The organism is Comamonas sp. B21-038 (assembly GCF_022387135.1).
In the GTDB taxonomy this organism is placed as follows: domain Bacteria; phylum Pseudomonadota; class Gammaproteobacteria; order Burkholderiales; family Burkholderiaceae_C; genus Comamonas; species Comamonas sediminis.
Map to the genome: position 1 here is coordinate 1,591,772 of NZ_CP092462.1, position 19,599 is coordinate 1,611,370.

22 protein-coding genes and 3 tRNA genes are annotated in these 19,599 nt (G+C 62.7%); 14 read left to right on the forward strand and 11 right to left on the reverse strand.

The features are described 5' to 3' along the window. Window positions 1-5 precede the first annotated feature (5 nt). The 4 genes from MJ205_RS07145 to MJ205_RS07160 are packed head-to-tail and all read right to left on the reverse strand — an operon-like array spanning window position 6 to window position 1,996. Window positions 6-674 carry a DUF1294 domain-containing protein gene (locus tag MJ205_RS07145; protein WP_239811819.1) on the reverse strand — a complete coding sequence of 223 codons (669 nt, stop codon included), beginning with the start codon at window positions 672-674 and terminating at the stop codon, window positions 6-8. Continuing rightward, window positions 664-1,170, reverse strand: a complete 507-nt coding sequence (locus tag MJ205_RS07150) for a DUF523 domain-containing protein (RefSeq protein ID WP_239811820.1) — start codon at window positions 1,168-1,170, stop codon at window positions 664-666. The genes MJ205_RS07145 and MJ205_RS07150 overlap by 11 nt, the downstream gene beginning before the upstream one ends. Next, the gene (locus tag MJ205_RS07155; protein WP_239811821.1) at window positions 1,164-1,607 is read right to left on the reverse strand and encodes a hypothetical protein; all 444 of its coding nucleotides are present in this window, start codon (window positions 1,605-1,607) and stop codon (window positions 1,164-1,166) included. The genes MJ205_RS07150 and MJ205_RS07155 overlap by 7 nt, the downstream gene beginning before the upstream one ends. After that, complete coding sequence (locus MJ205_RS07160) at window positions 1,604-1,996, reverse strand: GFA family protein (RefSeq protein WP_239811822.1); 393 nt, start codon at window positions 1,994-1,996, stop codon at window positions 1,604-1,606. The genes MJ205_RS07155 and MJ205_RS07160 overlap by 4 nt, the downstream gene beginning before the upstream one ends. 434 nt (window positions 1,997-2,430) lie before the next feature. Between MJ205_RS07160 and MJ205_RS07165 the strand changes: the two genes are divergently transcribed. Next, window positions 2,431-3,069, forward strand: a complete 639-nt coding sequence (locus MJ205_RS07165) for a C40 family peptidase (RefSeq protein WP_239811823.1) — start codon at window positions 2,431-2,433, stop codon at window positions 3,067-3,069. Between the two features lie 213 nt (window positions 3,070-3,282). On the opposite strand, the gene MJ205_RS07170 is transcribed toward MJ205_RS07165, so the two are convergent. The 4 genes from MJ205_RS07170 to MJ205_RS07185 form a co-directional block, all read right to left on the reverse strand. Then, window positions 3,283-3,885 (reverse strand): isochorismatase family protein, encoded by a 603-nt coding sequence (locus MJ205_RS07170; RefSeq protein ID WP_239811824.1) that lies wholly within the window; start codon window positions 3,883-3,885, stop codon window positions 3,283-3,285. A 117-nt stretch (window positions 3,886-4,002) separates the two neighbouring features. After that, window positions 4,003-4,554 carry a hypothetical protein gene (locus MJ205_RS07175; protein ID WP_239811825.1) on the reverse strand — a complete coding sequence of 184 codons (552 nt, stop codon included), beginning with the start codon at window positions 4,552-4,554 and terminating at the stop codon, window positions 4,003-4,005. Between the two features lie 81 nt (window positions 4,555-4,635). Next, entirely contained in the window at window positions 4,636-4,881 is a 246-nt protein-coding gene (locus MJ205_RS07180; RefSeq protein WP_239811826.1) for a GlsB/YeaQ/YmgE family stress response membrane protein, read from the reverse strand. 245 nt (window positions 4,882-5,126) lie between these two features. Continuing rightward, window positions 5,127-6,326 carry an amino acid aminotransferase gene (locus tag MJ205_RS07185; protein ID WP_239811827.1) on the reverse strand — a complete coding sequence of 400 codons (1,200 nt, stop codon included), beginning with the start codon at window positions 6,324-6,326 and terminating at the stop codon, window positions 5,127-5,129. A gap of 144 nt (window positions 6,327-6,470) precedes the next feature. On the opposite strand from MJ205_RS07185, the gene uvrB reads away from it, so the two are divergent. The 13 genes from uvrB (at window position 6,471) to MJ205_RS07250 (ending at window position 16,913) form a co-directional block, all read left to right on the forward strand. Beyond that, entirely contained in the window at window positions 6,471-8,564 is a 2,094-nt protein-coding gene (gene uvrB / locus MJ205_RS07190) for an excinuclease ABC subunit UvrB (RefSeq protein ID WP_239811828.1), read from the forward strand. Between the two features lie 219 nt (window positions 8,565-8,783). Further along, window positions 8,784-9,320, forward strand: coding sequence for a Fe-S cluster assembly transcriptional regulator IscR (gene iscR, locus MJ205_RS07195; RefSeq protein WP_021025851.1), 537 nt, complete (start codon window positions 8,784-8,786; stop codon window positions 9,318-9,320). 148 nt (window positions 9,321-9,468) lie between these two features. Next, on the forward strand, window positions 9,469-10,689 hold the full coding sequence (locus MJ205_RS07200) for an IscS subfamily cysteine desulfurase (RefSeq protein ID WP_239811829.1): 1,221 nt from the start codon (window positions 9,469-9,471) through the stop codon (window positions 10,687-10,689). A gap of 36 nt (window positions 10,690-10,725) precedes the next feature. After that, window positions 10,726-11,124, forward strand: coding sequence for a Fe-S cluster assembly scaffold IscU (gene iscU / locus MJ205_RS07205; RefSeq protein ID WP_021025849.1), 399 nt, complete (start codon window positions 10,726-10,728; stop codon window positions 11,122-11,124). 6 nt (window positions 11,125-11,130) lie between these two features. Continuing rightward, the gene (iscA, locus tag MJ205_RS07210) at window positions 11,131-11,454 is read left to right on the forward strand and encodes an iron-sulfur cluster assembly protein IscA (RefSeq protein WP_021025848.1); all 324 of its coding nucleotides are present in this window, start codon (window positions 11,131-11,133) and stop codon (window positions 11,452-11,454) included. Between the two features lie 115 nt (window positions 11,455-11,569). Next, entirely contained in the window at window positions 11,570-12,088 is a 519-nt protein-coding gene (gene hscB, locus MJ205_RS07215; protein ID WP_239812683.1) for a Fe-S protein assembly co-chaperone HscB, read from the forward strand. A gap of 123 nt (window positions 12,089-12,211) precedes the next feature. After that, window positions 12,212-14,077 carry a Fe-S protein assembly chaperone HscA gene (gene hscA, locus MJ205_RS07220; protein WP_239811830.1) on the forward strand — a complete coding sequence of 622 codons (1,866 nt, stop codon included), beginning with the start codon at window positions 12,212-12,214 and terminating at the stop codon, window positions 14,075-14,077. 29 nt (window positions 14,078-14,106) lie between these two features. Further along, window positions 14,107-14,445, forward strand: a complete 339-nt coding sequence (gene fdx, locus MJ205_RS07225; RefSeq protein ID WP_239811831.1) for an ISC system 2Fe-2S type ferredoxin — start codon at window positions 14,107-14,109, stop codon at window positions 14,443-14,445. Window positions 14,446-14,516: 71 nt separating this feature from the next. Then, a complete protein-coding gene (dnaQ, locus tag MJ205_RS07230) occupies window positions 14,517-15,233 on the forward strand; it encodes a DNA polymerase III subunit epsilon (RefSeq protein ID WP_239811832.1) in 717 nt (238 codons plus the stop codon). A 58-nt stretch (window positions 15,234-15,291) separates the two neighbouring features. After that, window positions 15,292-15,366: transfer RNA gene (locus tag MJ205_RS07235), tRNA-Val, on the forward strand. 38 nt (window positions 15,367-15,404) lie between these two features. Beyond that, window positions 15,405-15,479 (forward strand) — tRNA-Val (locus MJ205_RS07240). 37 nt (window positions 15,480-15,516) lie between these two features. Beyond that, window positions 15,517-15,591, forward strand: a tRNA-Val gene (locus tag MJ205_RS07245). Window positions 15,592-15,770: 179 nt separating this feature from the next. After that, window positions 15,771-16,913 (forward strand): hypothetical protein, encoded by a 1,143-nt coding sequence (locus MJ205_RS07250; protein WP_239811833.1) that lies wholly within the window; start codon window positions 15,771-15,773, stop codon window positions 16,911-16,913. A 42-nt stretch (window positions 16,914-16,955) separates the two neighbouring features. Here the strand turns inward: MJ205_RS07250 and MJ205_RS07255 are convergent, their stop codons facing one another. From MJ205_RS07255 to MJ205_RS07265, 3 genes are all read right to left on the reverse strand, one after another. Next, window positions 16,956-18,377, reverse strand: coding sequence for a TolC family outer membrane protein (locus MJ205_RS07255; protein ID WP_239811834.1), 1,422 nt, complete (start codon window positions 18,375-18,377; stop codon window positions 16,956-16,958). A gap of 80 nt (window positions 18,378-18,457) precedes the next feature. After that, entirely contained in the window at window positions 18,458-18,793 is a 336-nt protein-coding gene (locus tag MJ205_RS07260; protein ID WP_230776829.1) for a rhodanese-like domain-containing protein, read from the reverse strand. 54 nt (window positions 18,794-18,847) lie between these two features. After that, window positions 18,848-19,561, reverse strand: coding sequence for a protein-L-isoaspartate O-methyltransferase family protein (locus tag MJ205_RS07265; RefSeq protein ID WP_230776831.1), 714 nt, complete (start codon window positions 19,559-19,561; stop codon window positions 18,848-18,850). Window positions 19,562-19,599 lie beyond the last annotated feature (38 nt).

The following is a 19,599-nucleotide window of genomic DNA, read 5'->3' on the forward strand; positions in this document are numbered from 1 at the left end:
GGCCGTTAGAAGACAGGCAGCCCCAGCCGCTGCCCCAGTGGAGAGAACAGCAGGCACAGGCCCACCAGGTTGAGCACCACGGTCAGCCAGAACACCTGCAGAAATTCCTGCTTGCTGGATTTGTGGCGCAGCCAGCGCTGGGCGAGCAAGGCGCCCGGCCAGCCGCCGAGCAAGCCCAGCAGCCACAAGTGCTTCTCGGGGGTGCGCCAATGCCCTTGCTGCGCGGCAGCCTTGTCCCAGGCATACCAGGCAAAGGTAACGAGCGAGGCCAGCAGATACCAGCCTGCAGCCCGCCAGGTGGGGCCAAAGCTCAGGCCCAGTACCAGCAGCAACGCCGCCAGCGCGGGGATGAACAACAGGGCTGCGCCACCGGATGCGCCCGATCGGGCAGCACGGGTGGCCTGGCGCCGGGCGCGCGTGGTTGCAGCCCGTGGGCGTGCAGGATGCGTTGATGGCGGTACCGCTGCGCCCAGCACGCGGGCGCGGCTGGCCCGGGGTCTGTCGCCTGCGGGCTTGTCCAGCACATAGCTCAGGCGCTGGCCGGCTTGGGGCCGGGCGGCGGTGTTCTGGAAGGCGGAGATGTGCACAAAAACGGGCGGGCCGCCGCCATCGGGGGCGATGAAGCCAAAGCCGCGCTCATCGTTCCAGGATTGCAGGGTGCCTTCAAGCAGCATAGGCCTCCAGCTGCGCCGCGGCGGCTTCCCATTGGGTCTCGCTGAATACCGCTACCCCGGCCTGGCGCAGCAGGCTGCAGGCCAGGCCTTCGCCCGGCACGGTGTGGCCGGCAAACTGCCCGTCATAGACCTGGCTGGATCCGCAGGTCGGGCTGAACTCCTTGAGCACCGCCACCCGGATGCCATGGCGCTGCACCAGCTGCAGTGCCAGCTGGGCGCCCAGCACAAAGGCGGCAGTCACGTCGTTGCCAGCGCTGTCGCGTACCTGGGCGGCTTGGCGCAGCACCGCCATGCTGGTGCCGCCGACGATTTCAGCAGGCAGCCGGGGAGTGGGCAGGCCAGAGGCCGTCTCGGGGCAGAGGCTCACCACCTGCTGCCGTGCCAGCCAGCGGTCAAGCACCGCGTGCTGGGCCCCTTTGTGGCTGCCGTCATAGCGCACGGGCTGGCCAAGCAGGCAGCCGCTGACCAGGACCTTGGGAGGCGCAGACTTCAGCATGCCAGCACCTCCACCTGCCGGGCCTGTTCGCTGGCCTCGCAGCGCAGGCTGCTGCCGCTCAGTTGCATTTGCAGCCCGTTGGCAAATTGCAGATGCAGGCTGAGCGCCTCAGCCTGGTAATCGCTGGGCACTGGCAGCACGCTGAGCCTTTGCAGGCCCCGTTGCAGCCATCCGCTGGTCAGCAAGCCAAAGGCTTGCGCCTGGTCAGCGATTGCGGGCGGGCAGGGGTTGAGCAGCAGGCGCAGGCCATTGCTGTAGCCTTGCTGGGTGTCGCTTCCCTGGCGCTCAGTGACCAGTGCGGCTGAAAACTCGATGCTGCAGCCTTCTGCGGTGCGGTGGATGCGGCTGATTTCGGAGTCAGCAAATTCAAACTGGCGAGCCATCCCGTGATTGTCGCAGACCGAGGTGAGGGCCTGCACCACATCTGCGCTGGTCATGCGGCCCCGGATGGCGCCACGCAGTCACCGAGCCAGGGCATCGCTGATGCGGTCCAGATCTGCCGATGTGGCGGCAGCTGCGCGCGTTCTTCCACGCAGCCCAGGCGGATCACGACAAACTCCGGGTTCAGTGCGGCGCAGCCGTACAGCGGCGTTCCGCAGACGGGACAGAAGACCTGGTCGCGGCGCTGGCCGCTTTGCGCGGTCTTGGTATAGGTCTGCACGGTGCCCTGCAGCGAGAAGTCGGCGATCGCGGCTTTGACAATGGCCCGCATCGGCGCGCCCGACAGCACCTGGCAGTCGCTGCAATGGCATACGCTGACCTGCGCTGGATCGATCAGCGCGGTAAAGCTAACCGCTTCGCAGTGGCATGCGCCGTGGATGAGCATGGCAGGGGCCTCCAGGTGGTTGTTGTTCGCGGGAGAAGCAATACGGTCTGCCTTTTTATCGTATTGAGCAGGCGCTGCCAAGGACCGCGGCGAGGAGGAATACGGATGGAACACGGCGGGTAATGGCATGACCCTTGCTTGACTGTCAACAACCTATGTTCGTCCTGGTCTGACACCCCCGTAGGAATATCTTTACAGTCTTGGTTGCAGTAACTATGGTTGCATATAGAAACAACCAAGAGTTGGGTGTGAAAGTGCGAAGCCTGGAGGGAGTTCAATAAAAACAACAAGTTGAGGAATAGATGCAGTTGATTGGATAGCTAATGGGGCAAAATTCAAAGGGTAAACCCCGGGATTTTGTGACATGAGGGGTTTGGGTTTTGTTACATATTTATGAATTGTCTTCAAAATAAACCGTGCTAAAGTCGCCCGCTATGTCACCGAAATGGATTTGCACCCTCATCGTCGCCGCGTCTGTCAGCGCACATGCCGCCCCCGAGAGCGAACACAAGCCATCCGATTTGGATCTGCTGCTGGGCATTGGCCAAAGCAGTCTTTCCAAGCTCGATTCGGTGCATCACCAGGTCAAGGACCAGGCCAATGTGCTGATCAGCAATGCCCTCGGGCTTATCGGCGTGCCTTACCGCCGTGGTGGTAACAGCGCTGAGACGGGGTTTGATTGCAGTGGCCTTGTTCGTGCTGTCTATGCCGAGAGCTGGGGCAAGATTTTGCCGCGCCGCGCAGAGGAGCAGGCCGCCGCGACCGACAAGATTGAAAAAGCCGAACTCAAGCCCGGGGATCTGGTGTTCTTCAACACCATGCGCCGGGCTTTCAGCCATGTGGGGATCTACATGGGGGACGGCAAGTTCATCCATTCTCCCCGCACCGGCAAGACCGTTCGGGTCGAGAGCATGGATATCGCCTACTGGGAAAAGCGCTTCGATGGCGCGCGCCGCGTGGAGTTGAGTGAAGAGGCGCGCACCAAGCTGATGCAGCAGGTCAACCTCGATGGTGCGGAGGCGCAGGATCTGATTGGCCGGGTGATGTCCAAAGCCAATATGCGTGTGAACTGAGCGCCTTGCGCTCTGCAGCGTGCGAAAGCGAACCAAGCTTCCTTCGGGAAGCTTTTTTGTTGTCTGCGCGGCGTTGGTTTGCTGGGCTCAACGGTAAGGAGAGGGGGCACCCCTTCATATCAGTAGCTCGGCGCGCCAGAAGCAGACGCGTAAAAAAGGCTGCCTGTGGAGCAGCCTGGGCGGGTGACATGCTGGAGAGGCTCCAGCCAGGTCTTACTTGATCATCTGCAGGATATCGCGGAAGTCTTCGTGCTCGCAGCTGCGCAGCCATTCGAAGATGACCATCTCGGTGGTGACCAGCTCGGCGCCGGCACCGGCCAGGCGGTCGAAGGCGGCATCGCGGTTGCGCTCGGTGCGGCTGCTGCAGGCATCGGTGACCACGCAGACATCGAACTCGTCTTCGAGCAGCTCCAGCGCGGTCTGCAGCAGGCAGACATGGGCTTCGCAACCGGCAATGATGATGCTGTTGCGTTCAGGTGCGGCTTGTTGCGGCTTTTGCAGGTGCTTGGGGAGGCTGCGGGCATTGCCGCCCTGGGGCTTGGCCGGAGGGCGCAACCATTCGTTCAGGCCCTCTGGCACAGCACTGAAGAACATCTTGGCCAAGGTCTTGTTGCACAGCCCGCGCAGCTCTGCGGCATTGGGGCCGAGCTTGCTGGGGTTTTGCTCGGTACCGAACACGGGTACCTGCAGTTGTTGGGCTACCTTTGCCAGCAGGGTGGCATTTTTCAGCACCTGCGCGCCATCAAAAATGGCGGGCATCAGTTTTTCCTGGTAGTCGACCAGCACCAGCTGGGATTCTTCAAAATCTAAAAGCATGCGGCATTTTACCTGTGACGGCGCCCGGCCGCTGCAGCGGCATCGCGCAGGGACTGACGAAGGGTGCAAAAGCCATCCAACAGCGGCAGGCCTGGCAGCCGCACCGCCGGGCGGGATTCAGTGCTGGTCCTGGTCCAGAGCAGGCGCATAGACGACCGGCAGCACAATGCCCGCTTCGTGTGCTACCCGCACGCAGTCGCGTAAATGCTGCTCGCCCAGGTAGCGCAAGGTGGCGTACCCCAGGGCGGCCGACACGGCCTGGCCGGCGATCGGCACATATTTGCTGGCCTGCTGTACGGTCAGGCGCATGCCCAGCGCCTTGGCGCCGCGCATGATCACATCCTTGGTGATCAGCTTGCCCACCAGCACACCGCCCAGCATATTGACGGTGTTCTGTACTTTCGCGCGCTTGGCGGGGGTCAGGCGCGCAATTTGCTCATCACTCAAGCCAAAGTAGTTGCTGATTTGCGGGATCAGGCGCGACAACAACGCGGCGTCCACGGCCATATCGAGCCCGGGCACCGGCGTCGCGCTGGCCAGCGCGGCCATCAGGGCTTTGCGGTGCAGCAGCTTTTGGGACTGCTCAACCGCCTCCAGCAGCGCAGGTTTGCCCGTTTGTGCGGCCAGTTGCAGTGCGGACAGGGGGCGGGGCTTGCGTCCAAGTTTCATTGGTGTCGGGGTGAAGTAAACAGCTGAAAAAAAATGCCTGCGTCCGCGGGCCCTCCCGCCTGGCGCAGGCTGCTTTTGCGCTTAGCGCTTGCGGATCAGGCCGTAGAGTACCAGCAAGATGATGGCGCCGACCACCGAGGCGATCCAGCCGGCGGCCTGGCCTTCCTGGTACCACCCCATGGCGACACCCGCGTAGGTCGCCAGCAGCGAGCCGGCAATGCCCAGCAGGATGGTCATGATCCAGCCCATCTTGTCGTCTCCGGGCTTGATGGCGCGTGCAATGAGGCCCACGATCAGGCCGATGAAAATGGTTCCAATGATGGACATGCGTAGTTCTCCGTTGAGCTGTGAACGCCAGCGCCTGCGCAAGGTGGGCCTGGCCAATACGCCCTGAAGCGTACCAAGGCACTGTAAGGCTGTTTGTAGGAGAAGGGTCTGAATCCAGCGGCTTTACGTGATAAACAACGGTGAACTGGCACTGTCACGCGCATGAAAAAAGCAGCCGGCGCTGCTGAGGCGCGGGCTGCTTTCGCAGGTCTGGGCCTTGGCAGCCGCAGACCGGGGGCAGGGGATCAGGCGACGACCTTGGCAATCGATGCGCAGACGTGCTCGATGTTCTTGCTGTTCAGCGCAGCCACGCACATGCGGCCGGTGTCCGTACCGTACACACCAAACTCGGAGCGCAGACGCACCATCTGGTCCTTGCTCAGGCCGGAGTACGAGAACATGCCGATCTGCGTGGTGATGAAGCTCATGTCCTGCTTCACACCGGCGGCTTTGAGGCCGTCGACCAGCTTCTGGCGCATTTCCTTGATGCGCACGCGCATCTCACCCAGTTCCTTTTCCCACAGTGCGCGCAGCTCGGGGTTGTTCAGCACTGCAGCAACGACGGCACCGCCGTGGGTGGGCGGGTTGGAGTAGTTGGTGCGGATGACGACCTTGAGCTGGCTCAGCACGCGGCTGGCTTCTTCCTTGTCGGTGGCAGCCACGGACAGTGCGCCCACGCGCTCGCCGTACAGCGAGAAGCTCTTGGAGAACGAGGTCGACACGAAAATGTTCAGGCCGGCAGCGATGAACTTGCCGATCACGGCGCCGTCTTCGGCAATGCCGTGGCCAAAGCCCTGGTAGGCCATGTCCAGGAAGGCGACGAGGTTCTTGGCCTTGACCACCTCGATGACCTTGTCCCACTGGGCAGCGGTGATGTCATAGCCGGTCGGGTTGTGGCAGCATGCGTGCAGCACCACCACGGTGCCGGCGGCGGCGGCGTTCAGGTCGGCGATCATGCCGTCGAAATCGATGGCGCGGTTGGCCGCGTCGTAATAGCGGTAGCTGGCAACTTCAAAACCGGCGTTCTGGAAGATCGCACGGTGGTTCTCCCAGCTCGGGTCGGAGATCAGCACCTTCGCCTGGGGGTTGAGGCGCTTGAGAAAGTCCGCACCGATCTTCAGGCCGCCGGTGCCGCCGACGGCTTGCACGGTCGCCACGCGGCCGGAGGTCACGACTTGCGAGTCAGCGCCGAACACCAGCGCCTTGACCGCGTTGTCGTAGGCAGCGATACCGTCGATAGGCAGGTAGCCACGGGGGGTGGGCTTGTCCATCATGGCTTTCTCTGCGGCCTGCACGCATTGCAGCAGCGGCAGCTTGCCGTTGTCGTCGAAATACACACCCACGCCCAGGTTCACCTTGTTGGGGTTGGTATCGGCGGTGTACTGCTCGTTGAGACCCAGGATCGGGTCGCGTGGGGCCATTTCGACGGAAGAGAAAAGAGACATGTGTAGTCCTTGGTAGGTAGAAATCTGGCTTTGCACCCCCAAATGCCAAACAAGAGGCCATCGCCTCTACCGCAATTTTGCAGTACGCTTTGGGGTTAACCCCGTATTCTAGCGACGCCCGCTCGCGCGTGGCATACCCGACCTATGCACGAAGTCACTCCAGAGGCACCCCGCGAGGGGGAATTCATCCAATATCCCGGCTCTCCATTCACGCTGTTCCAGCCATATCCGCCCGCTGGTGACCAGCCGGCGGCCATCGACGGGCTTGTGGAAGGCATTGATGACGGTGAGGCCTTTCAGACCTTGCTGGGCGTCACCGGCTCGGGCAAGACCTTCACGATGGCCAATGTGATTGCGCGCACCGGGCGCCCGGCCATCGTGTTTGCGCCCAACAAAACGCTGGCCGCACAGCTGTACAGCGAGTTCCGCGAGTTCTTTCCGAAGAACGCGGTGGAGTACTTCGTCAGCTACTACGACTACTACCAGCCCGAGGCCTATGTGCCCCAGCGCGACCTGTTCATCGAAAAGGACAGTGCCATCAACGAGCACATCGAGCAGATGCGCCTGTCGGCCACCAAGAGTGTGCTTGAGCGCCGCGACACCATCGTCGTGGCGACCGTATCGGCGATCTACGGTATCGGCTCGCCCGAGTCCTATACCAAGATGCGCTTCATCTTGCGGGTGGGCGATGAGTTGAGCCAGCGCGATGCGATCGCGCAGCTGGTGCGCATGCAGTACAAGCGCAACGATGCAGATTTCTCGCGCGGCACCTTCCGCGTGCGGGGCGACACCATCGATGTGTTTCCGTCCGAGCACAGTGAAATGGCAGTGCGCATCGAGCTGTTTGATGACGAGGTCGAGAGTCTGCAGCTGTTCGATCCGTTGACCGGGCGCGTGCGCCAGAAGGTGCCGCGTTTCACCATCTACCCGAGCAGCCACTATGTGACGCCACGCGACCAGGTGCTGGTTGCGGTAGAAACCATCAAGGAAGAGCTGGCCCAGCGCCTCAAGCAATTGGTCGGGGAGGGCAAGCTGGTGGAGGCGCAGCGCCTGGAGCAGCGCACCCGGTTCGATCTGGAGATGCTGACCGAAGTGGGGCACTGCAAGGGCATTGAGAACTACAGCCGCCACCTCTCGGGCGCGGCGCCCGGCGACCCGCCGCCGACGATGACGGACTACATGCCCAAGGATGCGCTGATGTTTCTCGATGAGAGCCACCAGATGATTGGCCAGCTCAATGCCATGTACAACGGCGACAAGGCGCGCAAGACCACGTTGGTGGAGTATGGCTTTCGCCTGCCCAGCGCGCTGGACAACCGGCCGCTGAAATTTGGCGAATTCGAGCAGCGCATGCGCCAGGTGGTATTTGTCTCGGCCACGCCAGCCGACTACGAGAAGACCCATGCCGGCAAGATCGTCGAGCAGGTGGTGCGTCCCACCGGCCTGGTCGATCCCGAAGTAGAGGTGCGCCCCGCCACCCACCAGGTGGACGACGTGCTGCAGGAGATCCACGCGCGGGTCAAGGTGCAGGAGCGGGTGCTGATCACCACCTTGACCAAGCGCATGGCCGAGCAGCTGACCGAGTACCTGACCGACAACGGCGTGAAAGTGCGCTACCTGCACTCCGATGTCGACACCGTCGAGCGGGTCGAGATCATTCGCGATCTGCGTCTGGGCACGTTCGATGTGCTGGTCGGCATCAATTTGCTGCGCGAGGGCCTGGACATTCCCGAGGTATCGCTGGTGGCGATTCTGGATGCGGACAAGGAAGGTTTTCTGCGTGCGGAGCGCAGCCTGATCCAGACCATTGGCCGTGCCGCGCGGAACATGAACGGCAAGGCGATCCTCTATGCGGACCGCATCACGGACTCGATGCGCAAGGCTATGGACGAAACCAGCCGCCGCCGGGAAAAGCAGATGGCCTTCAATGCGGAGCATGGCATCGTGCCGCGCAGCATCGTCAAGCAAGTGCGTGATTTGATCGATGGCGTCTACAGCACCAAGGCCAGCGATGACATGGACCGTGCCCAGCAGGTGGCGATCAGCCGCGCCCAGGTCGAGGACATGTCCGAAAAGGAGATTGCCAAGGAAATCAAGCGCCTGGAAAAACAGATGCTGGAGGCGGCGCGCAATCTCGAGTTCGAGGCGGCGGCCCAGGCCCGCGACCAATTAACCATTTTGAAACAAAGGGCTTTTGGTGGCGCTTCTCCAGGGGCAGGGAATACCCGCAGCCTCTAGCGTTGTCAGTTTCTGTAAGTAATCTTTGCTTACCCGAGCGAATTCAGGGGGCATTGTGCTATACTGACACAAATTACTCAACAACAAGAAAAAAGCCTATCGATGAATGGGACCTACCCTGCACGCAGGGTGGAGCGACAGGCTACGACGATGTCATTGCGGGTGGCTTGCTTGCATTGGGCGTCTATGGTTATCAAGCCTGACCTCTAAGGAACGATTATGCGTCTCACTACCAAAGGCCGATTTGCAGTCACTGCAATGATTGATCTGGCTTTGCGCCAGAACAATGGCCCGGTAACTTTGGCTGCCATCAGCCAGCGTCAGCAGATCTCGCTGTCGTATCTGGAGCAGCTGTTTGGCAAGCTGCGCCGCCATGAACTGGTGGAATCCACCCGTGGCCCCGGTGGCGGCTACACCCTGGCTCGCAAGGCCGCCGAGATCACAGTTGCCGACATCATTGTGTCGGTAGATGAACCTATTGACGCCACGCAGTGTGGCGGCAAGGAAAACTGTATGGGTGAGGCCGGCCGTTGCATGACGCACGAGCTGTGGGCATCGCTGAACCAGCGCATGGTTGAATTTCTGGATTCCGTCACCTTGCAAAAGCTGGTGGACGACCAGTTGGCCAAGGGCATCCAGATCGAAGACAAGCCGATCGTGCGCCGCGCCATCTCGACCACGCCGGTGGTCAAGCCCATTCGCGTGACGGCACCGAACTCGGTGTTTGCGCTGGGCAATGTGTTTGCCAAATCCTGATTCTTGATGCGGCGCTGGTCGCCGCATCCCCGGTGCCTTTCACGGTGCCGGGAGGTCTTGTTGCGCCTTCCAGAGGGTGTGCAAGTCATTCGATGATTGCGTTTTGAGTTTTTGCGGGTGCCACCAGCACGCGCCAGTAGAGCCAGATATGGACACGACCCCACATTTCCCTATTTACCTTGATTACGGTGCCACCACGCCGGTGGACCCACGCGTGGTTGAAGCGATGATTCCCTGGTTGTCCGAGAACTACGGCAACCCTGCATCGCGCAGCCATGCCTGGGGCTGGACGGCGGAAGAGGCGGTTGAGAAGGCCCGCGCGCAAGTCGCCGCACTGATCAACGCCGATCCGCGCGAGATCGTCTGGACCAGCGGTGCCACCGAGTCGGACAATCTGGCGCTCAAAGGCGCTGCCCAGTTCTACAAGGGCAAGGGCAAGCACCTGATCACCGTCAAGACCGAGCACAAGGCGGTGCTCGATACGATGCGTGCACTGGAGCGCGAAGGCTTTGAGGTCACTTATCTGGACGTCAAGGAAGATGGTCTGCTGGACCTGGACGTGTTCAAGGCGGCGATCCGCCCCGACACGGTTCTGGTCAGCGTCATGTTCGTGAACAACGAAACCGGCGTGATCCAGGACATCGACACCATCGGGAACATCTGCCGCGAAAAGGGCATCATTTTCCACGTGGATGCGGCGCAAGCCACCGGCAAGGTCGAGATCGATGTTACCGCGCTGAAGGTGGACCTGATGAGTCTGGCCTCGCACAAGACCTATGGTCCTAAGGGCATTGGTGCGCTGTACGTGCGCCGCAAGCCACGCGTGCGCATTGAAGCGCAGATGCACGGCGGTGGCCATGAGCGCGGCATGCGTTCGGGCACGCTGGCTACGCACCAGATCGTCGGCATGGGCGAGGCTTTCCGCATCGCCAAGGAAGACATGGCCAAGGACTACGCCCATGCCAAGGCGCTGCAGCAGCGCATGCTCGACGGCCTGCTGGACATCGAGCAGGTGTTCGTCAACGGCGACCTGACCCACCGCGTGCCCCACAACTTGAACATCAGCTTCAACTTCGTCGAAGGCGAATCGCTGATCATGGGTATCAAGGGCCTGGCCGTGTCCTCGGGTTCTGCTTGCACCTCCGCCAGCCTGGAGCCCAGCTACGTGCTGCGCGCGCTGGGCCGCAGCGATGAGCTGGCGCACAGCAGCCTGCGCATGACGTTTGGCCGCTTCACGACGAATGAAGACATCGACTACGCCGTGGCATCGATCCGTGAGAACGTGACCAAGCTGCGCGAGTTGAGCCCCCTGTGGGAAATGTACAAAGACGGTGTTGATCTGAGCACCATCCAGTGGGCTGCCCACTAAAGCCGGCGCAGCCGATAACTGTTAAGAGGTACCAAGATGGCATATTCCGACAAAGTGATTGATCATTACGAGAACCCCCGTAACGTGGGCTCTTTTGACAAGGGTGATGAATCCGTGGGCACCGGCATGGTCGGCGCTCCGGCCTGCGGCGACGTGATGAAGCTGCAGATCAAGGTCAATGCCGACACCGGCGTGATCGAGGATGCTCGCTTCAAAACCTACGGTTGCGGCTCGGCGATTGCATCGTCGTCGCTGGTGACCGAATGGGTCAAGGGCAAGACGCTCGATGAAGCCGCTGCGCTCAAGAACGCGCAGATCGCCGAAGAGCTGGCGCTGCCACCGGTGAAGATCCACTGCTCGATCCTGGCGGAAGACGCGATCAAGGCTGCAGTCAACGACTACAAGGCCAAGCACACCGCCAAGGCGGAGGCTTAAGGCGCCATGGCTGTCACGCTTTCTGAATCGGCTGCGCGCCATATCAACCGCTACCTGTCACGCCGTGGCCACGGCGTGGGTGTGCGTCTGGGCGTGAAGACCACCGGCTGCTCGGGCCTGGCCTACAAGCTCGAGTATGTGGACGAGGCAGCGCCCGAAGATGTGGTGTTCGAGGACCACGGCGTCAAGGTGCTGGTCGATCCCAAGAGCATGGCCTATATCGACGGCACCGAGCTGGACTTTGTGCGTGAGGGCCTCAACGAGGGCTTCAAGTTCCACAATCCCAATGAGCGCGATCGCTGCGGTTGTGGCGAGAGCTTCAGAATCTGAGGCCTCAGGTTCAGGCGCCCGGTTGGCCATCCCTGGCCGGTCTGGCCTTGTTTGTCGGCATCGCTGATGCCAAAACTGCAAACCGCCTGCGCTTTTGCCAGGCGGTTTTTTCATGATGAATCTGCAATCCAACGATTTCGAACTGTTCGCCGTGCCGCTGCAGTTTGCGCAAGACGCCCAGCAATTGGCCGAGCGCTGGAAGGCCTTGCAAAAGCAGGCCCATCCGGACCGCTTTGCGTCGCAAGGTGCTGCTGCCCAGCGCGTAGCGATGCAGTGGTCGGTGCGCATCAATGAGGCCTACCAGCGCCTCAAGGACCCGCTCAAGCGCGCCGCCTATCTGTGCGAGCTGCACGACGCACCCATCCGTGCCGAAGACAACACCGCCATGCCCACCGCTTTTCTGATGGAGCAGATGGAGTGGCGCGAGGCGCTGGAAGAGGCGCAGTCCCAAGCCGATGTGGACGCGCTGGACGACCAGGTGGCCAGTGCCCGCCGCGCGATGCTGGAGCGCTGCCAGCAACTGCTGGATGTGGAGCGTGACTACGCACAGGCGGCCCAGCAGGTGAGAGCCCTCATGTTTGTTGCGCGATTTAGCGGCGACATCGACCGCCGCCGCGAGCAACTGGGACAATAGGCTTTTGACCAAGGCAGGGTGGCCCACCAGGCCGCACAGCATGCCTTGGCGCCCCCCGTTGAGACCGCTGCGCCCGCATCCCCTGCGGGCCGCAGGCAAGAGAACACAAGATAGATCGCATCCATGGCATTGCTCCAAATTTCAGAACCTGGCCAATCTCCCGATCCCCACCAGCGCCGCATCGCGGTGGGCATTGATCTGGGCACCACGCATTCCCTGGTCGCTGCCGTGCGCAACGGCGTGGCCGAATGCCTGCCGGATGATGAAGGCCGGGTGCTGCTGCCATCGGTGGTGCACTACCACGCCAATGGCAAGCGCGATATCGGTCATGCGGCGCTCGCCCATCCCGGTGTGGATGCCGCCAACACCATTGCCTCGGCCAAGCGCCTGATGGGCCGCAACCTCGCCGATATCCATGCGCCCGAGCAACTGGCCTATGCGCTGGTGCAACCCGAGGGCAGCGGCATGGTGGCCATCGAGACGGTGGCCGGCCGCAAGACCCCGGTGGAGATCAGCGCCGAGATCCTGGCCACCTTGCGCTACCGCGCAGAAGACACTTTCGACAATGACCTGTATGGCGCGGTGATCACCGTGCCGGCCTATTTTGACGATGCACAGCGCCAGGCCACCAAGGATGCGGCCCAGCTTGCCGGCATCAAGCTGCTGCGCCTGATCAACGAACCCACGGCTGCGGCCATTGCCTATGGTCTGGACAATGCCTCTGAAGGCATCTACGCCGTCTATGACCTGGGCGGCGGCACGTTTGACATCTCTGTGCTGCGCTTGGCGCGCGGCGTGTTCGAGGTCATTGCCACCGGCGGTGACTCGGCGCTCGGCGGGGACGACTATGACGCGGCGCTGGGCCAATGGGTGCTGGAGAAAACCGGCGGCGCGGTGCAGGCCGCGCAGGACAAGGCGGTACTGCGCCTGGCCGCTAAGGCCGCCAAAGAGGCACTGACCGATGCCGAGCAGGTCATCTTCTCGGCGCAGCTGTCGGGCCAGACCATCTCGCTGCCCCTGAGCCGTGCCGATTTTGATGCGGCCACCCAGGCCTTGACCGCCCGGACCCTGACGGCCGTGCGCCGTGCGCTGGCCGATGCCCAGCTCGCCAAGGACGAGGTACAAGGCGTTGTGATGGTGGGCGGCTCCACGCGCATGCCCCAGGTGCAGACGGCCGTCGGCAACTTCTTTGGCAAGCCGCCGCTGACCAACCTGAACCCCGACGAGGTGGTGGCCCTGGGTGCCGCCATCCAGGCCAACCAACTGGCCGGCAATGACACCAATGGCGACTTGCTGCTGCTCGATGTGATCCCGCTGTCGCTGGGCATCGAGACCATGGGAGGCCTGGTCGAGCGCATTGTCAGCCGCAACGAAACCATTCCGACCGCACGCGGCCAGGACTTCACGACCTACAAGGACGGCCAGACGGCCCTGGCCATCCATGTGGTGCAGGGCGAACGCGATCTGGTGGCCGACTGCCGCAGCCTGGCGCGCTTTGAGCTGCGCGGCATCCCGCCGATGGCCGCGGGCGCGGCGCGCATCCGCGTGTCCTTCACCATCGACGCCGATGGGCTGCTGAGCGTGGGCGCGCAAGAACTGGTGAGTGGTGTAGAGGCGCATATCGATGTCAAGCCCTCGTATGGCCTCTCGGACGAGCAGATCGCGAACATGCTGCGCGACAGCTTCAGCACCGCCCAGGCCGATATGCAGGCACGCGCGCTGGTCGAGGCGCGGGTCGATGGCGACCGCCTGCTGATCGCCACCCAAAGCGCGCTGGACGCCGATGGCGACCTGCTGGCCGACGCCGAGCGCAGCCAGGTCGATGCGCTGATGGACCAGCTGCGCCATGCGCTGGCCAACAGCGAAAGCGCCGCCGAGATCGAGGCCAGCACCGACGCGCTGGCCAAGGGCACGGAGGCCTTTGCCGCCGAGCGCATGAACCGTGGCATCCGCCAGGCCCTGGCCGGCAAGAACGTGCAATCCATTTAACCGACTACAGCAAGAAGAACCACACTCCCATGCCTATCATCAAAATCCTGCCCCATGCCGAATACTGTCCCCAAGGCGCCGAGATCAAGGCGCCTACCGGTACATCGATCTGCGAGGCGCTGCTGGACAATGGCATCAACATCGAGCACGCCTGCGACATGAGCCGTGCCTGCACGACTTGCCATGTGATCGTGCGCCAGGGTTTCGATTCCATGGAGCCTTCCGAGGAGGAAGAAGACGATTTGCTCGACCGTGCCTGGGGCCTGGAGCCGCAGTCCCGCCTGTCCTGCCAGGCCATTCTGGCGCGCGAGGATGTGACCGTGGAGATTCCCAAGTACTCGATCAACCACGCCAAGGAAAACCACTGAGCATCTGCCGGGCCGGGCGTATCGAAGCGCCCGGCTTTTACAATCGCTGTTTTGAGTCGAGGAAGTTGTAGATGTCGCGCCAAATTGTTCTGGATACGGAAACCACGGGTCTGTCTGTCGTCGATGGTGACCGTGTCATTGAGCTGGGCTGCGTCGAGCTGCTCAACCGCAAGCTCACCGGCAACAATCTGCACCTGTACTTCAACCCCGACCGGGAAAGCCATGAAGACGCGCTGCGTGTGCACGGCATCACCAGCGCGTTTCTCGCTGACAAACCACGCTTTCACGAGAAGGCCGAAGAGATCCGGGCCTACCTGGAAGGCGCCGAGCTGATCATCCACAATGCACCCTTCGACATGGGCTTCCTGAACAAGGAGTTCGAGCGGGTGGGCATGCCTGCGCTGTCGAGCATGGTCAGCGGTGTGCTCGACTCGCTGTTAATGGCGCGCGATCTGTTCCCGGGTAAGCGCAATTCGCTCGATGCCTTGTGCGATCGCCTCGAAGTGGACAATTCCGGCCGCGACCTGCATGGCGCTTTGCTCGATGCCGAGCTGCTGGCCGACGTCTACATCAACATGACGCGCGGGCAGGAGCAGCTGCTGTCATCTGACAGCATGGCGTCCAACAACAAATCCGGCTCGGCGGTGGTCATCAAGAAGGTGGACTTTGCGCAGTTCGATCTGCCGGTGATCCTGCCTTCCGATGCGGAGCTGGCAGCCCATGAGGACGTGCTCGCGCAGTTGGACAAATCCAGTGGCGGTAAAACTATTTGGAGAAAATTGGCCTAATTTTTACGGCCAGCAAATATTTGCTGTCATAATAGAGGGCTTGACGGCGAGAGATTTCGGGTGATTAGCTCAGCGGTAGAGCACTGCCTTCACACGGCAGGGGTCACATGTTCGATCCATGTATCACCCACCATTGATCGTCGTTGCGGTATGTCCCTTGGGGCATGCTTGGGGTGATTAGCTCAGCGGTAGAGCACTGCCTTCACACGGCAGGGGTCACATGTTCGATCCATGTATCACCCACCACCATTTAGTTTCGGTAGGCCTCTTTGGGGCGTACTCAGGGTGATTAGCTCAGCGGTAGAGCACTGCCTTCACACGGCAGGGGTCACATGTTCGATCCATGTATCACCCACCAATCAACAAGCCTCTTGAATGTGATGTTCAAGAGGCTTTTTGTTTTCTGTGCGCTGCGCCGCCGTCCACCATGTCGTGCAGGTCTCCGGCCTGTCGCTGCCAGGTAAATCCCGCCCCAATGCTGCACCCCTGGGCTGCAAAGGCCTACGATGGCAGGTCTTGGCATTCAACGGTACCGACATGACTGCTCGCACGCTCGCTTCTGGTGTTGGCCTGGCCGCCTTTCTGGCCTGCAGTGGCTGGGCGGCCTCTGGGCCGCCATCCAGCCCGCCATCCGCCCCGCAGACTTGTACCGAACAGGCATCAGACGCCTGTTACCACGGTTTTGCATTGCCGGGCCAGGCCGGGCGCATGCATTTCTATGCGTCACTGGCGCCGCAAGGCGAAAAGGCTGATGGATTCGGCGGGCCGGCAACGGCGCTGCTGATCATGCATGGCTTTCCGAGGGATGCCAACCGCAGCTTCAACGCTGCGCTGGACGCTGCACGCAGGGCAGGGCGCCTGGACACCACCCTGGTCATTGCGCCGCTCTACCAGGTGACCGGCGACAAGGCCCAGCGCTGCCGCACCCAGGGCACTCCCGCGCCGGAGCCGGGTGATGCGCTGTGGACCTGTGGCAGCTGGCTGGCCGCGCAAAACTCCCAGGCCGGTGCGGGCAACACCTCGATCAACGCGATCGCCGCGCTGGACGCCTTGATCGCCCATATCCACCAACGCTGGCCCAGCGTGCGCCAGATCACGTTGGCGGGTTTTTCCGCTGGTGGGCAAATGCTCCAGCGCAGCATCGGCTTTGCCCAGCAACCGCCCGCCGGGGTATCGCTGCGCTATGTGGTGGCCGACCCTGGCACCTGGCTGTATTTTGATCCGCTGCGCCCGCAGCCCCAGCGCGCGGGCAGGGATGTGGACTGGGCCGCTTGCAGCGATGCAGGTTGCAGCTACCGCATGCAGGTGCCTGAAGCGCAATCCTGCCCGGGCTATGACCACTGGAAGTACGGCACCCAAGCGCTGCCGTCCTACCTGGGCTCGAACGCCGCCCAAGCCAGAGAGCGCTACCGCCAGGCAGATATCCATTACCTGGAAGGGGCACTCGACAACCACGCCGGCAAGGGCACCAGCTACGGTGCACTCGATAAATCCTGTGCCGCCATGCTGCAAGGGCCGTTTCGCCGCCAGCGGGGTGACGGCTATGCCGCCTATGTCAACCAGGTGCTGCAACCGCCGCGCCCGCAGCCTCTCTACACCGTGCCGGGCTGCGCCCATGATGTGGCCTGTGTGCTGCCCTCGGATGCCGCGCGGCCGGCCTTGTTTGGCACGGCGCCTTGATGGCAGCAGTTCGCAGACCCATCCCGAAGGCGGGTTGGCGCTTTAGCGTGGGCTTGCGGGCTGGGGTGCTGGCAGCAGCGGCAGGGCCGGTGTGGCCGCCGCAGTGGGGGCTGCGCTGGTCAGCATGCTGCGGTCCAGCACCTCGATGTCGTTCAGCGTCAGCGTGCCTGCGGCCTGCTTGAGCTTGAGCTGGCCCAGCAAGGTGTTGTAGCGGGCCAGTGCCAGATCACGCTTGGTCTGGTAGAGCTGGCTTTGGGCGTTGAGCACATCGATATTGATGCGTACGCCCACCTGGTAGCCGGTCAGATTGGCATCGAGTGCTAGCTGGCTCGATGCCTCGGCTGCTTCCAGCGCCTTGACCTGGCTGGCGTTCGACTGCAGGCCAAAGAAGGCACTGCGCACGTTTTGTGCCACGGTGCGGCGGGCGTTGTCCAGATCGGCCTCGGCCTTGGTCTCCAGCGCCAGGGTTTCCTTGACCCGGTTTTGCACCGAAAAACCGGCAAACAACGGCACATTAAGCACCACACCGACGGTGGCTTGGTTGGCGTTGTAGCCATGGGTGGGCATGGTGACGCTGCCCTTGGGGTAGAGCTGGCGGCCCACGGTGGCTTGCAGGTCGACGGTGGGCAGGTGGCCGGTTTCGGCCTTCTTCGTGTCCAGCCTGGCGTTGTTGGTGGCCAGCTGGGCAATGCGGATCTGCGGCTGTTCGCTCTGGGCCTGGTCCACCCACATCAGCACATTGTCGGGCATGGTGACCGGCAGCAGCACCGGCTGCTTCAGCGGCCAGGGCTGGTTGCCGGGCGTGCCCACCGCATTGTCCAGCGCCAGGCGTTTGACGGTGAGGTCGTTCTCAGCGGCGATTTCCTGGGCGCGCACCAGATCATAGCGGGCCTCCGCTTCGCGCGAATCGGTGATGGTGGCCGTGCCCACATCGAAGTTGCGCTTGGCGGCGGCCAGCTGCTCCTTGACCGCGGCTTTTTGCGCCTGCACGAACACCATGCTGTCCTGCGCGGCCAGCACGTCGAAGTAGGCCTGGGCCACCCGCACCAGCAGGTCCTGGCTGGCGGCATCGAGCTGCAGCCGCGCGATATCGCCGCCCAGCCGGCCCTGCTCCAGCGCAATGCGGTTGGCCGGGCGGTAGAGCGGCTGGCTGGCGGTAATGCCGATCTGGTGGTTGGGGCCGTTCAGGCGCAGCTCGGGGTTGCTGATGGCCGTGTGGCTGTACTGGGACTGCGCCTGCAGCCCCACCTGCGGCAGCAGGCCGGCGCGTGCCTGCTCGCCCCGGGAGATGGCCGCATCCAGGTTGGCGCGGGCCGATTGCCATTGGGCGTCATAGCCACTGGCCTGCTCCACCATCTGCAAAAGGCTCTGGGCCTGAACGGGCAACTGGGCCAGCCCCAGCAGCAAAGCAGCGGCTGCGGCGCAGATTGATCTCGGACGGGGCAGGGCGGGGGCTTGGCGCATGGTGCAGAAGGTGGTGGTAAGAAGGTTGGCACGTGAAGGGCGGTTGCCCACCCCGTGCCGCAAACGACGATGACCGGTGGTCAGTAGCGGGGCACCGAAGGGTCGCGCTCGGCTGTCCAGAGGTCGATGCCGCCGGTCAGGTTGCTGACCTGGGTGTAGCCCTGGCGCTCCAGGAACACGGCAACCTGCATGCTGCGCATGCCGTGGTGGCAGAGGCAGGCGATGGCGCGGTCTTCGTCGAGCAGGTTCAGCGACGCCGGAATCTGCTGCATCGGGATGTTCAGCAGCTCGAAACCTTCGGGCTTGACCGAGGCGGTCTGCAGCTCCCAGGGCTCGCGCACATCGAGCACCAGGGGGTTCTGGTCCGCATGTTGGGCCAGCCATTCATCGAGTTGCGCAGGGCGGATTTGCTCCATACATCACTTTCTGCAGCGCGGCGGCCCGGTGGGCCGGCTGCGCTGCGGGGGTCATCAGAACTTGAAGCGGGGTGCTTCGGCAAAGCCCTTGAGGCGGGCCACCACGGTGTCCCAGGGCTGGCTGATCGTCAGCCTGCCTTGCGTGCGTGTGTAGACGGTGGTGCGCATCATGGGTTCGGTGCCCACGAAGGCGATCAGGCGGCCGCCTTCCTTGAGCTTGTCGAGCAGCGCTGCCGGCACTTCGTAGACAGAGCCGCTCAGCACGATCACGTCATAGCTGCCGCCGATGGCCTGGGCGTTGGAGCCGTCTTCCAGCACCACATCGACATTCTTGATCTGGGCGCGGTGCAGGTTGGCGCGGGCCAGCTCGACCAGCGCAGGCTCGATCTCCAGCGAGGTGACCTGCTTGGCCAGGCGCGACATCAGCGCTGCCATGTAGCCCGAGCCGGTGCCGATTTCCAGCACGTTTTCATGGGCTTGCAGCTTCAGGTCCTGCAGCACGCGTGCTTCGACGCGGGGAGGCAGCATGCAGTGGCCGTTGGCGATGGCTTCTTCACCATCATCACCCAGCAAGGGCAGCTGGATATCCATGAACGCCATGTCCTGCAGGCCATCGGGAACAAACTCTTCGCGGCGCAAGGTGCCGATCAGCTCCAGCACCTGTTCGTCGCCCAGGCTCCAGGGGCGCACCTGCTGCTCGACCATGTTGTAGCGTGCTGCGCGGTACTTATCATCCGTGCTGGGGGACATGTTCAGTGGCAAACTCATTGCAGACTCCGGTTGGCTTGTTGGGGTGGGGCAAGAAA

What these genes read in the sequence shown, in the direction of transcription:
- MJ205_RS07145 (WP_239811819.1), bottom strand. Translation starts at nt 674, where the DNA reads ATGCTGCTTGAAGGCACCCTGCAATCCTGGAACGATGAGCGCGGCTTT.
- MJ205_RS07150 (WP_239811820.1), bottom strand. Translation starts at nt 1,170, where the DNA reads ATGCTGAAGTCTGCGCCTCCCAAGGTCCTGGTCAGCGGCTGCCTGCTT.
- MJ205_RS07155 (WP_239811821.1), bottom strand. Translation starts at nt 1,607, where the DNA reads ATGACCAGCGCAGATGTGGTGCAGGCCCTCACCTCGGTCTGCGACAAT.
- MJ205_RS07160 (WP_239811822.1), bottom strand. Translation starts at nt 1,996, where the DNA reads ATGCTCATCCACGGCGCATGCCACTGCGAAGCGGTTAGCTTTACCGCG.
- MJ205_RS07165 (WP_239811823.1), top strand. Translation starts at nt 2,431, where the DNA reads ATGTCACCGAAATGGATTTGCACCCTCATCGTCGCCGCGTCTGTCAGC.
- MJ205_RS07170 (WP_239811824.1), bottom strand. Translation starts at nt 3,885, where the DNA reads ATGCTTTTAGATTTTGAAGAATCCCAGCTGGTGCTGGTCGACTACCAG.
- MJ205_RS07175 (WP_239811825.1), bottom strand. Translation starts at nt 4,554, where the DNA reads ATGAAACTTGGACGCAAGCCCCGCCCCCTGTCCGCACTGCAACTGGCC.
- MJ205_RS07180 (WP_239811826.1), bottom strand. Translation starts at nt 4,881, where the DNA reads ATGTCCATCATTGGAACCATTTTCATCGGCCTGATCGTGGGCCTCATT.
- MJ205_RS07185 (WP_239811827.1), bottom strand. Translation starts at nt 6,326, where the DNA reads ATGTCTCTTTTCTCTTCCGTCGAAATGGCCCCACGCGACCCGATCCTG.
- uvrB (WP_239811828.1), top strand. Translation starts at nt 6,471, where the DNA reads ATGCACGAAGTCACTCCAGAGGCACCCCGCGAGGGGGAATTCATCCAA.
- iscR (WP_021025851.1), top strand. Translation starts at nt 8,784, where the DNA reads ATGCGTCTCACTACCAAAGGCCGATTTGCAGTCACTGCAATGATTGAT.
- MJ205_RS07200 (WP_239811829.1), top strand. Translation starts at nt 9,469, where the DNA reads ATGGACACGACCCCACATTTCCCTATTTACCTTGATTACGGTGCCACC.
- iscU (WP_021025849.1), top strand. Translation starts at nt 10,726, where the DNA reads ATGGCATATTCCGACAAAGTGATTGATCATTACGAGAACCCCCGTAAC.
- iscA (WP_021025848.1), top strand. Translation starts at nt 11,131, where the DNA reads ATGGCTGTCACGCTTTCTGAATCGGCTGCGCGCCATATCAACCGCTAC.
- hscB (WP_239812683.1), top strand. Translation starts at nt 11,570, where the DNA reads ATGAATCTGCAATCCAACGATTTCGAACTGTTCGCCGTGCCGCTGCAG.
- hscA (WP_239811830.1), top strand. Translation starts at nt 12,212, where the DNA reads ATGGCATTGCTCCAAATTTCAGAACCTGGCCAATCTCCCGATCCCCAC.
- fdx (WP_239811831.1), top strand. Translation starts at nt 14,107, where the DNA reads ATGCCTATCATCAAAATCCTGCCCCATGCCGAATACTGTCCCCAAGGC.
- dnaQ (WP_239811832.1), top strand. Translation starts at nt 14,517, where the DNA reads ATGTCGCGCCAAATTGTTCTGGATACGGAAACCACGGGTCTGTCTGTC.
- MJ205_RS07250 (WP_239811833.1), top strand. Translation starts at nt 15,771, where the DNA reads ATGACTGCTCGCACGCTCGCTTCTGGTGTTGGCCTGGCCGCCTTTCTG.
- MJ205_RS07255 (WP_239811834.1), bottom strand. Translation starts at nt 18,377, where the DNA reads ATGCGCCAAGCCCCCGCCCTGCCCCGTCCGAGATCAATCTGCGCCGCA.
- MJ205_RS07260 (WP_230776829.1), bottom strand. Translation starts at nt 18,793, where the DNA reads ATGGAGCAAATCCGCCCTGCGCAACTCGATGAATGGCTGGCCCAACAT.
- MJ205_RS07265 (WP_230776831.1), bottom strand. Translation starts at nt 19,561, where the DNA reads ATGAGTTTGCCACTGAACATGTCCCCCAGCACGGATGATAAGTACCGC.